Origin of the sequence: Streptomyces sp. NPDC091387, from assembly GCF_044756945.1 — a bacterium.
Classification (GTDB): Bacteria; Actinomycetota; Actinomycetes; order Streptomycetales; family Streptomycetaceae; genus Streptomyces.
The window spans coordinates 132,220-144,071 of record NZ_JBIVTZ010000011.1 but is presented as its reverse complement, the minus strand read 5'-3'; the positions used below and the strand labels follow the sequence as shown (position 1 = coordinate 144,071).

At 72.9% G+C, this 11,852-nt stretch carries 11 protein-coding genes; 4 read left to right on the top strand and 7 right to left on the bottom strand.

The features are described 5' to 3' along the window. Window positions 1–249 precede the first annotated feature (249 nt). The gene (locus ACIQM0_RS23465; RefSeq protein ID WP_401289757.1) at window positions 250–438 is read left to right on the top strand and encodes a hypothetical protein; all 189 of its coding nucleotides are present in this window, start codon (window positions 250–252) and stop codon (window positions 436–438) included. 26 nt (window positions 439–464) lie between these two features. On the opposite strand, the gene ACIQM0_RS23460 is transcribed toward ACIQM0_RS23465, so the two are convergent. Next, the gene (locus ACIQM0_RS23460; RefSeq protein ID WP_401289754.1) at window positions 465–2,108 is read right to left on the bottom strand and encodes a DNA repair helicase XPB; all 1,644 of its coding nucleotides are present in this window, start codon (window positions 2,106–2,108) and stop codon (window positions 465–467) included. A 551-nt stretch (window positions 2,109–2,659) separates the two neighbouring features. Further along, window positions 2,660–5,110: a helicase-associated domain-containing protein gene (locus ACIQM0_RS23455; RefSeq protein ID WP_401289752.1), complete on the bottom strand. Its 2,451-nt coding sequence runs from the start codon at window positions 5,108–5,110 to the stop codon at window positions 2,660–2,662. 75 nt (window positions 5,111–5,185) lie between these two features. Between ACIQM0_RS23455 and ACIQM0_RS23450 the strand changes: the two genes are divergently transcribed. After that, window positions 5,186–6,253, top strand: a complete 1,068-nt coding sequence (locus ACIQM0_RS23450) for a hypothetical protein (protein WP_401289749.1) — start codon at window positions 5,186–5,188, stop codon at window positions 6,251–6,253. 141 nt (window positions 6,254–6,394) lie between these two features. On the opposite strand, the gene ACIQM0_RS23445 is transcribed toward ACIQM0_RS23450, so the two are convergent. From ACIQM0_RS23445 to ACIQM0_RS23430, 4 genes are read right to left on the bottom strand one after another with little or no spacing between them, the layout of a single operon-like run. Next, the gene (locus ACIQM0_RS23445) at window positions 6,395–7,372 is read right to left on the bottom strand and encodes an ABC transporter substrate-binding protein (RefSeq protein WP_401289747.1); all 978 of its coding nucleotides are present in this window, start codon (window positions 7,370–7,372) and stop codon (window positions 6,395–6,397) included. 35 nt (window positions 7,373–7,407) lie between these two features. Next, window positions 7,408–8,253, bottom strand: coding sequence for an ABC transporter ATP-binding protein (locus ACIQM0_RS23440; RefSeq protein ID WP_401289745.1), 846 nt, complete (start codon window positions 8,251–8,253; stop codon window positions 7,408–7,410). Continuing rightward, window positions 8,250–9,320, bottom strand: coding sequence for a FecCD family ABC transporter permease (locus ACIQM0_RS23435; RefSeq protein WP_401289743.1), 1,071 nt, complete (start codon window positions 9,318–9,320; stop codon window positions 8,250–8,252). Before ACIQM0_RS23435 ends, ACIQM0_RS23440 begins: the two co-directional genes overlap by 4 nt. Further along, window positions 9,317–10,327, bottom strand: coding sequence for a FecCD family ABC transporter permease (locus ACIQM0_RS23430; protein WP_401289741.1), 1,011 nt, complete (start codon window positions 10,325–10,327; stop codon window positions 9,317–9,319). The genes ACIQM0_RS23435 and ACIQM0_RS23430 overlap by 4 nt, the downstream gene beginning before the upstream one ends. 113 nt (window positions 10,328–10,440) lie before the next feature. Between ACIQM0_RS23430 and ACIQM0_RS23425 the strand changes: the two genes are divergently transcribed. After that, the gene (locus tag ACIQM0_RS23425) at window positions 10,441–11,055 is read left to right on the top strand and encodes an HAD family hydrolase (RefSeq protein ID WP_401289739.1); all 615 of its coding nucleotides are present in this window, start codon (window positions 10,441–10,443) and stop codon (window positions 11,053–11,055) included. A gap of 9 nt (window positions 11,056–11,064) precedes the next feature. On the opposite strand, the gene ACIQM0_RS23420 is transcribed toward ACIQM0_RS23425, so the two are convergent. After that, entirely contained in the window at window positions 11,065–11,289 is a 225-nt protein-coding gene (locus tag ACIQM0_RS23420; RefSeq protein ID WP_401289736.1) for a hypothetical protein, read from the bottom strand. Between the two features lie 161 nt (window positions 11,290–11,450). Here ACIQM0_RS23420 and ACIQM0_RS23415 point away from each other — a divergent pair, with 161 nt between their 5' ends. Next, the gene (locus ACIQM0_RS23415; RefSeq protein WP_123460814.1) at window positions 11,451–11,834 is read left to right on the top strand and encodes a cold-shock protein; all 384 of its coding nucleotides are present in this window, start codon (window positions 11,451–11,453) and stop codon (window positions 11,832–11,834) included. The last annotated feature ends 18 nt before the right edge of the window (window positions 11,835–11,852 follow it).

Below are 11,852 nucleotides of genomic sequence, written 5' to 3'. Positions count from 1 at the left end.
TCCGTCCGGTCGGCGGCGCTCCCCCGGCTGCCGGCGCGAGCCCTTCCGGGCTGCCGGTACCACGGTGCGGGAGGCGGGCAGACCGGCGATTGTATCGACGGGCCGGAACGGGCGCGAACGAATACCGGAGGACGACCGCGGGGTCCACCCCGTAGGGGACGGCATGAGACCACAGGGGTAGGCGCGGCGCCGTCGCCTTCCCCCTGCGGGGCGACGCGGTTACCGGCCGGGCGGAGCACCATGGAATACATGAGCACCGTCACCCTGAACCCGCGAAAGACCGGCCCCGCGCACGGCGCGACCGCGGCCACCGGTCACCCCTGCAGTCACCGCGCCGCCGACGTCCTGCGCGCCGCCGGAATCTTCGTACGGACCGCGTTCGGCGTCGTCGTCCTCGGCGAGTACGCGGAGGAGGCGGGCGTCCGCCGCACGCACTGAGCCCGGCGCACCCCCGCCCCGGACGGTCAGTTCTCCGTCAGCAGCTCGTCGGCGTCCACGATCCGGTACGCGTACCCCTGCTCGGCCAGGAACCGCTGGCGGTGGGCCGCGAAGTCCTGGTCGATCGTGTCGCGGGCGACCACCGAGTAGAACCGCGCCTCGTGCCCGTCCGCCTTCGGGCGCAGCACCCGGCCCAGCCGCTGGGCCTCCTCCTGGCGCGAACCGAACGTGCCGGACACCTGGATCGCGACGGTGGCCTCCGGCAGGTCGATGGAGAAGTTCGCCACCTTCGACACGACCAGAACGCTCAGCTCGCCCTGGCGGAAGGCCTCGAAGAGCTTCTCCCGCTGGGCGTTGCTCGTCTCGCCCTTGATCACCGGGGCGTTCAGATGCTCACCCAGCTCGTCGAGCTGGTCGATGTACTGCCCGATGACCAGGGTCTGCTCGCCCTTGTGCTTGCGCACCAGCGCCTCGGTGACCTTCCGCTTGGTCGCGGTCGTGGCGCAGTACCGGTACTTCTCCTCGGCCTCCGCGGTCGCGTACGCGAGCCGCTCGCTGTCCGTCAGGTTGACCCGTACCTCGACGCAGTCGGCGGGCGCGATGTAACCCTGCGCCTCGATCTCCTTCCACGGGGCGTCGAACCGCTTGGGACCGATCAGCGAGAAGACGTCCGACTCGCGCCCGTCCTCCCTGACCAGCGTGGCCGTGAGCCCCAGCCGGCGCCGCGCCTGGAGATCGGCGGTGAACTTGAAGACCGGCGCGGGCAGCAGATGCACCTCGTCGTAGATCACCAGACCCCAGTCGCGGGAGTCGAACAGCTCCAGGTGCGCGTAGACGCCCTTCCGGCGGGTCGTGAGCACCTGGTACGTGGCGATGGTGACCGGCCGGATCTCCTTGCGGGTACCGCTGTACTCGCCGATCTCCTCCTCGGTCAGCGACGTCCGCTTCACCAGCTCGTGCTTCCACTGCCGGGCGGAGACGGTGTTGGTGACCAGGATCAGCGTGGTCGCCTTGGCCTGCGCCATGGCCCCGGCGCCGACCAGCGTCTTGCCCGCGCCGCAGGGCAGCACGACGACTCCCGAGCCGCCGTGCCAGAACCCCTCGACGGCCTGCTGCTGGTAGGGCCGCAGCGCCCAGCCGCTCTCGTCCAGCTCGATCGGGTGCGCCTCGCCGTCCACGTAACCGGCGAGGTCCTCCGCGGGCCAGCCCAGCTTCAGCAGCGTCTGCTTGACCTGCCCGCGCTCGGAGGGGTGCACGGCCACCGTGTCGGGGTCGATCCTGGCGCCGACCAGCGGCTGGACCTTCTTCGACCGGAGGATCTCCTCCAGCACGGGACGGTCGGTGGAGGTCAGCACCAGTCCGTGGACCGGGTGCTTGGACAGCGTGAGGCGGCCGTACCGGCCCATCGTCTCGGCGATGTCGACCAGCAGCGCGTGCGGTACGGGGTAGCGCGAGTACTTCACGAGCGCGTCGACGACCTGCTCGGCGTCGTGTCCCGCGGCCCGCGCGTTCCACAGCCCGAGCGGGGTCAGGCGGTAGGTGTGGATGTGCTCGGGCGCGCGCTCCAGTTCCGCGAAGGGCGCGATCACACGGCGGCAGGCGTCGGCCTGCTCGTGATCGACTTCCAGGAGCAGTGTCTTGTCGCTCTGAACGATGAGGGGTCCGGTCACGCGCTTCGGCCCTTTCTACTGCGGGGTGGCCGTGTACCGGCCAAACGTCCAGTGTGCCGTACGCGGTCGCGGGATGCGGTGGTGCGGGTGCTCCGCCTGGGTGCGGGGTTCCGTCCTCAATCGCCGGACGGGCTTGGGTGCGGGTGCCCCGCGGGGCGCTCTGCGCGGTGGGTGGGGGGTGGTGCCCCTCCGGGGCGTCTCCTCGGAAATGGCGTGTTCACCCGGGTACGCGGGGTACCCGGGTCGTACGCCATTTCCTGCGGGGACTCCCCTGCACGTCCCCACCCCTGCATCGTGCGCGCCTGGACGCCGGTTTTGCGACTGTCGCAGACGTGGGACGGCCGGGTTCGGGGCCGTGCAGGGGAGTCCCCGCAGGACGACGAACAGATACCCGGGCTCGTTCGCGTACCCGCCGAAAGTTCGTCGTCCGAGGAGACGCCCCGGAGGGGCACCGGACCCCCACCCGCACGCCAGGCGCACCCCCGCGGGGGCACCCGCACAACCCAAGCCCGTCCGGCGATTGAGGACAAAAACCCCCGCCACGGGGACCGTCAGGGACCCTCGTCCGCCAGTTCCGCCACCCCCGTGATGCGGTGCAGCGGGTACGTGCGGACCTCGTCGGCCGTGTGGTCGTACGCCGTGACGTAGCCGCCCTCGACGCGGACCGGGGCGATCACGCGCTGGCTGGCGGCGCCCTCCGCGTTCACGTAGCCGATCCAGATCGCGGAGCCCGTCATCGCCGCGGCCTGGACGGTGACCAGGGTCTCGGCCGAGGTCGTACGGGGCAGGGCGTCGCCGGGCGCAGAGGGGCCGCTGTCCTTGTGGACGACCGTGGCGGCCGTGTCACCGGCCCGGATCGCCCGGACCGCCGCGCCCAGCAGGGTGGGGTCGGGGAGCGGCGGGCCCTCCGGGACGGGGACGGGGGCCGAGCGGGGCGGAGTGCGGCGGGCGCCCGCGCGGGTGATCAGGACGTCGCCGTCGGCGGACTCCGCGGCGGGCGCGTAGCCCATCTCGCGCAGGCCGTCGAGCAGGGACGCCGGGTCGATCTGGGCGGCCAGGGCCGTGGGGGCGAGCCGGCGCAGCCGCAGGGTCGCCGAGCGTTTGTCGGCGAGGATCTCGTTGAGGACGGCCTCGTCGTCGCAGCGCACGTACGCGGACGCGGCGCCGATCCGCAGGTGGCCGTGGCGGCGGGCGACGTCGTCGATGAGGTAGCTCAGCGGCTGCGGCACCGGCGTACGGCTGTGCGCGGCGAGGAAGGCGTGCAGGTCGGCGGCGGACTGCCCGGCGTCCAGGGCCCGCCGTACGGACCCGGGGGTGAACCGGTAGACCGTCGCGCCGCCCTTCGACTCGATGTCCGCGACCGCGGCGAGCATGTCCGCGAGCGGGCGTTCCAGCGGGCCCGGTGCGACGGCGGTCAGGTCGGCCTGGAGCAGGACGTGGTCGAGCGGCTCCGGGATGAGCGGGGCGAGCCGGGCCGCGGCCTCGGCGGGACCGGTGGTCAGCAGGGCGCGGGACTGCGAGGCGAGGGCGCCGCGGCCGGTGATGCCGAGGAGCTCGGACTCGTTCAGCGTCCACAGGGCGATCCGGGACCGCAGGTCGGTGGTGTCCCCGGCGGACGCGGAGGCGCCGCGCAGCGGCCGCTCCCAGCGGAGCCGGGCGAGCAGGGTCTCCGGGTCCGGGGCGGTGCCCGGGGGCAGCGCGGCGAGCAGGTCCAGCACGCGGTGGCGGACCTCGGGGGCGGCGGAGCGGTCCAGGTCGGGGCCGAGGGTGGACAGGGCGCGGCCCTTGGCGTCCTGGCCGCCCACCAGCCCCGGGGTGCGGGTGGCGGCGAGCCAGGCGGCGGCGAGGCGCACCCAGCGGTCCTCCGCGGGGAGTTCGGTCCAGTCGTCGTACGCGGGGGTCGGGGCGTACCGCTCGTCGGCCTCGCCGTCGGAGGCCAGCAGCCCGGCCGCGTGGGCGAGTTCGATCCAGAACGCGGCGACGGGCTCCGACACGTCGAGGACCGACGCGGTCTTCTTCAGCTCGCGGACGCTGAGGCCGCCGGCCCGCAGTATGGCGGGGCCGCCGCCGTTCCAGCTCTTCAGGAGCTCCTCGACGGTGGACACCGACAGGAACGCCTGGCCGGCCGCCGCGCTGTCCACAGCCTGTGGATCGCGTTCCGCGGCCGCGGTCACGGCGGGCGGCCGCGGCTCCGGCACCCGGTGGGCGCGTCCGGCCCGCAGGTGCAGCGCGGCCTCGCGCGGCAGCACGACGGTGCGGGTCGACACGGGCAGCAGCAGCCCGCGGTCGCGCAGCCACTTCACGGGCGGGGTGGGATTCGGGGTGACCTCGCCGTACGGCGGGCCCCAGACCAGCCGGTCCAGCACCGACAGCGCCTCCACGGGCGCGGTGTCGAGGAGTTCGCCCATCCGGGCCCGGTCGGTGAAGAGCCCGGCGAGCGCGGTCACCGCGGAGACCGGGTCGTAGGTGGCGGGCAGCCCGGCCGCGGTGAGGATCTCCTGGAGCCGGCCGGGCGACATGCCGGCGGTGGCCTCCGCGACGGTCGGGCCGAGGCCGGTGGGGGAGGGGTGCTGCGGCGAAGGCGCGAGGAGTTCGCGGGCGGTCCGCACCAGGTGCAGCCGCTCGTCCTCACCCCAGACGAGGGCCTGTTCGCGCAGGGTGGTGAGGGCCCCGGGCAGTGCGTCGGTGATGGCGGCGCCCGCGTCACCGTGATGCTCGCCGTCGTCCCGGCCGTCACCGGTGAGCAGGGCGAGCAGCGTGTCGTACGGGGCGGGATCGGGCGCGACCGCGAGTGCTTCGGCGGTCTGCAGGGCGAACCGGTCGAGGTGTTCCAGCGCGCGGACGACGGAGGCACGGGTGCCGGCCCGCGTCGCGAGCTGAGTGATGTCGTTGGGCACGGGGTTGAGAAGGTCGGGCCGGGCGCGCAGCAGCCCGGCCAACGACTCGTCGTCCCGGGCGCGCAGAGCCTCGGCCAGCGTCCGCGGTGGTGTGGTCATCCCCATCCGTCCCACGGTAGTCGCTCCGGACGGGCCCGAGGGCGCTACCGTCGGTGCAGGGCGGTAGAGGGGAACCATCGCGTGGGGATCGAGAGCGATCAGCTGGTCTACGACTACCTGAGCCGGGTCGGGGACATGGCACAGCAGCAACAGCTGTCCTCGGGCACCCGGATGAGGCTGGTGTCGGCGCTGCGGGGCGAGATCGACCGGCAGCGCGTGAAACAGGCCGCGGACACGCCTGCGGCGGTGCGCCGCATCATCGGGAAGCTCGGCAGCCCCGACGAACTGGTCGCCGCGGCGGCCTCGTCGGCCGACGGATCGGTGCCGCTGCCGCAGACACCGGAGCCAGAGCCGGGACCCGCGAAGGCGTCCGGGGTCCCCCGGCCGCGCAGGGCGAAGCTCCGTAAGGACAGCCGCGGGGAAGCCCGCGGGGACGGCCGGAAAGACAGTTCGGGCCAGGGCGCGTCGGAGTGGCCGGCGGAGCCTTCCGGGGCGCCGTCCTCACCGCACCGGGCGGGCACGGACGAACTCGGGCCGTCCGGGAGCGAGACGGACTGGTGGCGCGTCGAGCCGGGCCCGTTCGGCGAGTTCGGCGAGGGAACCGCGGTGCCGGGGTTCCGGGGCGGCGTGGAGATCCCGGCGGTGCTGCGCCCACCGGTGCCGGCGGAGGACGAGGAGTCCGAGGAGCCGGCGCAGGAGTGGGAGGACGGCGACGGCGAGGAGGAGGAGTACGAGGAGACGGCGGCTCCGCGCCGGCGGTGGCGGCCCAGGCTGCGCCGCGCCCGGGACGGCGAGGGCGCGGCGCCCCGCGGCTTCTCGCACCCCCTGCTGCTGCTCGCCGCCGCTCTGCTGGTGATCGGTGCGGTGATGGGCTCCCTGCTCGCCCTGGGGGGCGGCTGGCTCATCGCGTACAGCTCCCGCAAGCTGACCCGCGCGGAGGCGAAATGGGTGGCGATGGGGCTGCCCGGGACGGTCGCGGCGGGCGCCCTCGTCTGGCTGTGGGGCCGGATGGACGGCCGGTGGGGGACACCGATTCCCGAACACGGGATGGCCGACGCGCTGAGTGGCGTGTGGCCGGTGGTGATCCGCGTGGCGGCGGTGGCATCGGCACTGTTCCTGGTGTGGCGGGCGCGAAAGCCACGTACGTGACGGCCGGGCTTTGGCGGCCGGGCGCGTGACGGCCGAGGTGCGACGGCCGCGTGCGTGACGGCCGAGTTGCCACGCCACGTACGGGACGGCCGAGTCGTGGCGGCCCGGCTGGGACAAGTCCGGCCGGGCCGTAAGGCCTCGTCAGCCGGTCATCTTCGTCTGGAACTCGTCGAGGATCTGGTCCGCGGCGGTGTAGCCGATGCCCGCGATCCACAGCCGGTCGTCGACCTTGAAGACCTTGCCGTTCCTGGCGGCCTTCAGCCCCTTCCACAGCCCGCTCCTCATCGTGCGGGTCGTGCCCGCCTTGTCCGGGTCGCCGTACGTCGAGGTGAAGACGGCGTCCGCGTCCGCGAGGTCGATCTTCTCGGGCGACACGTCGTACGAGAAGCCGTCCTTGGCCTTGTCCGTGATGGCGGGGCGGCCCATGCCGAGGTCGGCGAGGATCGAGCCGATGTAGTTCTGCTTGCCGTAGATGCGGATGTCCGCGCCCTCGACGAAGCGTACGAAGTTGACGTCGGTGGCCGCCGCCCTCTTCTTGCCGCCGATCGCCTCGGTCACCTTCGCGACGTGGGCGTCGTACGCGGCGATGACCTTCTTCGCCTCGGCCTGCTTGCCGAGCGCCTCCGCGTGGACGTGGAAGTTCTCCTTCCAGGCCGATCCGGTGGACTCCGTCATCACGGTCGGGGCGATCGCGCTGAGCTGCTTGTAGCGGTCGCCGTCGCGGACCTTGCTGGTGAGGATCAGGTCGGGCTTCAGGGAGGCGACGGTCTCCATGTTGGGGTTGGCGATCTCGCCGACCTCCTTGATGTTCTTCGTCCTCTCCGCCGGCAGATAGGCGGGGAAGCCGTCCTCGGTCGCCGAGTGCGTCCCGCCGACGGGCCGCACGCCGAGGGTGAGCGCGGAGTCCAGCTCGCCGGTGTCCAGGACCACGACACGCTCGGGGTGCGCGGGGACCTTCACGTCACCCATGGCCGTCCTGACGGTGCGGGTGCCGCCGGCCGAGGAGGCGCCGTCGCTCTTGTTGCCGGAGTCGGAGGAGCCGCAGGCGGAGAGTGCGAGTGCGCCGGTCAGGGCGAGCGCGCCGAGGGTGAGGCCACGGCGGCGGACGGAGGTGGCCATGGATTGCCTTTCGTAGGTGTGTGCGGAATTCCGGTTCAGGACGCCCGCGCGGGCTGCCAGGGCGCCCCCGGCACGACGAGCGGTGAACCCGTCACCGGGTCCGGGACGATCACCGCCTCCAGGCCGAAGACCTCACGGACGAGTTCTGCGGTGACGACGTCCTCTGGGCGGCCCTCCGCGACGATCCGGCCCGCCTTCATGGCGACCAGGTGGTCGGCGTACCGGGCGGCCTGGTTGAGGTCGTGGAGCACCGTCACCACGGTCCGGCCCCGGCTGCCGTCGGCCGCGGGGGCGGCGAGCCGGCGCACCAGGTCGAGGACCTCCACCTGGTGGGCGATGTCGAGGTACGTGGTCGGCTCGTCGAGGAGCAGCAGATCGGTCTCCTGGGCGAGCGCCATCGCGATCCACACCCGCTGGCGCTGCCCGCCGGAGAGCTCGTCCACCGAGCGGGAGCCGAGCGCGGTGATGTCGGTGCGCTCCATCGCGTCCGTCACCGCCCGCTCGTCCTCCTGGGACCACTGCTGCCACCAGTGCTGGTGGGGCTGGCGGCCGCGGGCCACCAGGTCGGAGACGGTGATGGCCTCGGGGGCCACCGGGGTCTGCGGGAGCAGCCCGATCGACTGGGCGATCTTCTTCGTGGGGATCCTCGACAGCTCGGTGCCGTCCAGCAGCACCGCCCCGCCGCGCGGCTTGAGGAGGCGGCCCAGCGCGCGCAGGGTCGTCGACTTGCCGCAGGCGTTCGGCCCGACGATGACCGTCACCCGGCCGTCGGGGACGGCGAGGTCCAGCTCGTGGACGACGGTGCGGTCCTCGTACGCGAGAGTCAGCTCGCGCACCGTCAGCCGGCTGGTCACGGCGTCCTGCTGCCGGGTCTTGGTCATGCGTTGCCTCCCCTGCGGCCACCGTGACCGCGGATGATCAGCCAGATCAGGTACGGGGCGCCGACCGCCGCCGTCAGGACGCCCACCGGGAGTTCGGTGGGTGAGAAGAGCCTGCGGGCCAGCAGGTCCGCGAAGACGACGATCACCGCGCCGAGCAGTGCGGAGCAGAGCAGCGGGATCTGCGCGGTCCGGGTCATCCGGCGGGCGATCTGCGGGGCCAGCAGGGCGACGAAGTCGACCGGTCCGGCCGTCCCCGTGGCCACCGACGCCAGGATCACGCCGAGTGCGACGAGCCCCAGCCGTACCCGGCCCAGCCGGACGCCGAGCGCGGTCGCCGTGTCGTCGTCCATGGTCACGGTGCGCTGGGCGCGGGCGGCCCACAGGACGGCGGGCAGCAGGATCAGCAGCGTCCAGGCGATCGGCGCGGCCTCGTCGTAGCCGCGGCCGTTGAGCGAGCCGGTCATCCAGATCTGCGCCTGCTGGGCGACGAGGTAGTCGCCCTTGGTCAGGAACAGGGTGGTCACCGAGCGCAGGGCGATGGCGAAGCCGATGCCGATGAGGACGAAGCGGGTGGCGTGCAGCCCGCCGCGCCAGGCGAAGAGGTAGACGAGCGCGGCGGCCGCGACCCCGCCGATCACCGACAGGTAGGGCAGGACGGTGTACGAGGTGACGCCGAACGTCATCGCGCCGACCGTGAGCGCGCTCGCGCCCTGGCTGATGCCGATGATGTCCGGGCTGGCGAGCGGGTTGCGGGCCACGGTCTGGATCAGCGCGCCGGCGATGCCGAAGGCGAGGCCGACGAGCACCCCGACGACCATGCGCGGCAGCCGCAGCGTGCCGACGACGAGTTCGTCGGCGGACGGCCGGCCCAGCACCACCTTCAGGACCTCGCCGGGCGCGACGAAGCTCTCGCCGACACAGAGGTACGCGACGCAGACGACGGCCAGCACCGCGACGAGCACGGTGGCGGCGACCGCGGCCCGGCGGTGCAGCAGGAACCGGCCGCGCGCCCCGATCCGCAGGACGCTGTACCCGGCGGGCCGCACCGCGGCCGTGGTGGCGCTCATGCGGGCACCGCCTTCCGGCGTACCAGCGTGACCAGGAACGGCACGCCGATCAGTGCCGTCATCACCCCGGCCGGGATCTCGCTCGGCGGGAAGACGATCCGGCCGATCACATCGGAGACGAGCAGCATCACGGGTCCGATCAGGGCGGCCATCGGGAGCACCCAGCGGTGGTCGCTGCCGACGACTCCGCGGGCGATGTGCGGGACGGCGAGGCCGATGAACGCGATCGGCCCGGCCGCCGCGACCCCGACACCGGTGAGCACGGTGGCGCCGATGCCGCCGACGATCCGTACCGTCGCGATCTTCTGCCCGAGCCCCTTGGCCATGTCCTCGCCGAGCGCCAGCGCATCGAGCCCGCGGGCGACCGACAGCACCAGAACCGCCCCCACCAGCAGGAACGGCCATATCTGCTGGGCGACCTGGGCCTCGCGGCCGGCGATCGAGCCGACCTGCCAGAACCGGAACTCGTCCAGCGCGGACGCCTTCGTCGTCAGTACGGCCATGGTCACCGACACCAGCAGCGCGTTGATCGCGGCGCCGCCGAGGGCGAGTTTCACCGGGGTCGCGCCGCCGCGTCCGCTGGAGGCGATGGCGTACACCGCGACGGAGGCGACAGCCGCCCCCGCGAAGGCGAACCAGACGTACCCGGTGAGCGTGTGGACGCCCGCGTAGGCGATGGCCAGCACCACCCCGACCGAGGCGCCCTGGCTGATGCCGAGGATGCCGGGGTCGGCGATGGGGTTACGGGTGATGCCCTGGAGCACCGTGCCGGCGAGGGCGAGCGCGGCGCCGACCATGAGCCCGATCAGCGTGCGGGGCACCCGCATGTTCCGGATGACCTCGGCGTCGTCGGAGTGCCCGCCGTGCAGCAGGGCGTCCAGGACGGCCGACGGGGCGATGGAGCGCGCCCCCACGGCGAGGCTGAGCAGTACGGCGAACAGCAGCGCCAGGACGGCCGCCGCCGTCAGGAGAGCGCGTCTGGAGCGGCGTGGTGCGGCGGCTGGCATCGGACCCAATCGAAAAGCGAAGCAAAGTAAGGCTTGGCTAAGTCTAAGCACCGCCCGGGTGCGGCATCACTGGGGTGTGCCGGGTTCCGCGAGCGCTCGGCACAATGGCAGTCATGGCTTCGCACACACTGACGGTCGGTTTCGACCTGGACATGACGCTCATCGACTCCCGGCCCGGCATCAGGGCCGCCTACGTGGTGCTCGCCGCGGAGACGGGGGTCGCGATCGACGTCGACCTGGTGGTGAGCCGGCTGGGCCCGCCGCTGGAGGACGAGCTGGCGAACTGGTTCCCGGCCGCGGAGGTGCCCGCGGTCGCCGGGCGCTACCGCGAGATCTATCCCACACACGCGATCGTCCCGTCGCTCGCCATGCCCGGCGCCCGGGAGTCGGTCGAGGCGATACGCGGGCTCGGCGGCCGCACGATGGTGGTCACCGCCAAGTACGAGCCGAGCGCGAAGCTGCACCTGGACCACCTGGGGATCCAGCCCGACGTGCTCGTGGGCGGCTTGTGGGCCGAGGCGAAGGCGGAGGCGCTGCGGGAGTACCGGGCGGGCGTGTACGTGGGCGACCACACGGGCGACGTACGCGGCGCACGGGCCGCGGACGCGGTGTCGGTGGGCGTGACGACGGGCCCGTGCGACGCGGCCGAGCTGCGGGACGCGGGAGCGGACGTGGTGCTGTCGTCGCTGACGGAGTTCCCCGACTGGCTCAACGCGTACGCGTCGTAGGAGCCCGCCCTACGGCTTCGGCGCGGCTCCCCGGGCCGACCGGACGACGCCCGCCGCGGCGATCAGGAACCCCACTCCCATCAGCATGCAGACCGCGTACGCGATGGACGGGAACGGCTCGGTGCCGAGGAACAACGGGGCGATGGTGACCAGCGTCGCCACCGCGCCGACGAAGAAGACGATCGCGCCGACCCGGACCAGCAGGTCGCCTGCGCCAGAAGGAGAAGTACTCACACGGTCAGAGTAGTTCTTTCAGGACACCAGTCCGGATGACCAGGCTTGACGAGGGGTACTTCACCTGTGGAGGCTTCTGCCAGCAGGGGGAGCACGACCACTGGACGGCCTGACCTGCTGAGGCTTTGTTCCGGCATACGGGTTGAGATGGGGTGCGTGCTTTGCCGACTGGCAAGGTCAAGTGGTTCAACAGCGAGAAGGGCTTCGGCTTCCTCTCCCGCGACGACGGCAGCGACGTCTTCGTGCACTCGTCGGTGCTCCCCACCGGAGTCGACGCACTCAAGCCCGGCCAGCGCGTGGAGTTCGGCGTGGTCGCCGGACAACGCGGTGACCAGGCACTGTCCGTGGCGATCCTCGACCCCACCCCGTCCGTCGCGGCCGCCCAGCGCCGCAAGCCGGACGAGCTGGCGTCGATCGTCCAGGACCTGACGACCGTCCTGGAGAACATCACGCCGCTGCTGGAGCGCGGCCGCTACCCCGACAAGGCGGCGGGCGCCAAGATCGCCGGCCTGCTGCGCGCGGTCGCGGACCAGTTGGACGTGTAGTCCGACGTGCGGGGTGTC

What these genes read in the sequence shown, in the direction of transcription:
- ACIQM0_RS23465 (WP_401289757.1), top strand. Translation starts at nt 250, where the DNA reads ATGAGCACCGTCACCCTGAACCCGCGAAAGACCGGCCCCGCGCACGGC.
- ACIQM0_RS23455 (WP_401289752.1), bottom strand. Translation starts at nt 5,110, where the DNA reads ATGGGGATGACCACACCACCGCGGACGCTGGCCGAGGCTCTGCGCGCC.
- ACIQM0_RS23445 (WP_401289747.1), bottom strand. Translation starts at nt 7,372, where the DNA reads ATGGCCACCTCCGTCCGCCGCCGTGGCCTCACCCTCGGCGCGCTCGCC.
- ACIQM0_RS23440 (WP_401289745.1), bottom strand. Translation starts at nt 8,253, where the DNA reads ATGACCAAGACCCGGCAGCAGGACGCCGTGACCAGCCGGCTGACGGTG.
- ACIQM0_RS23435 (WP_401289743.1), bottom strand. Translation starts at nt 9,320, where the DNA reads ATGAGCGCCACCACGGCCGCGGTGCGGCCCGCCGGGTACAGCGTCCTG.
- ACIQM0_RS23430 (WP_401289741.1), bottom strand. Translation starts at nt 10,327, where the DNA reads ATGCCAGCCGCCGCACCACGCCGCTCCAGACGCGCTCTCCTGACGGCG.
- ACIQM0_RS23425 (WP_401289739.1), top strand. Translation starts at nt 10,441, where the DNA reads ATGGCTTCGCACACACTGACGGTCGGTTTCGACCTGGACATGACGCTC.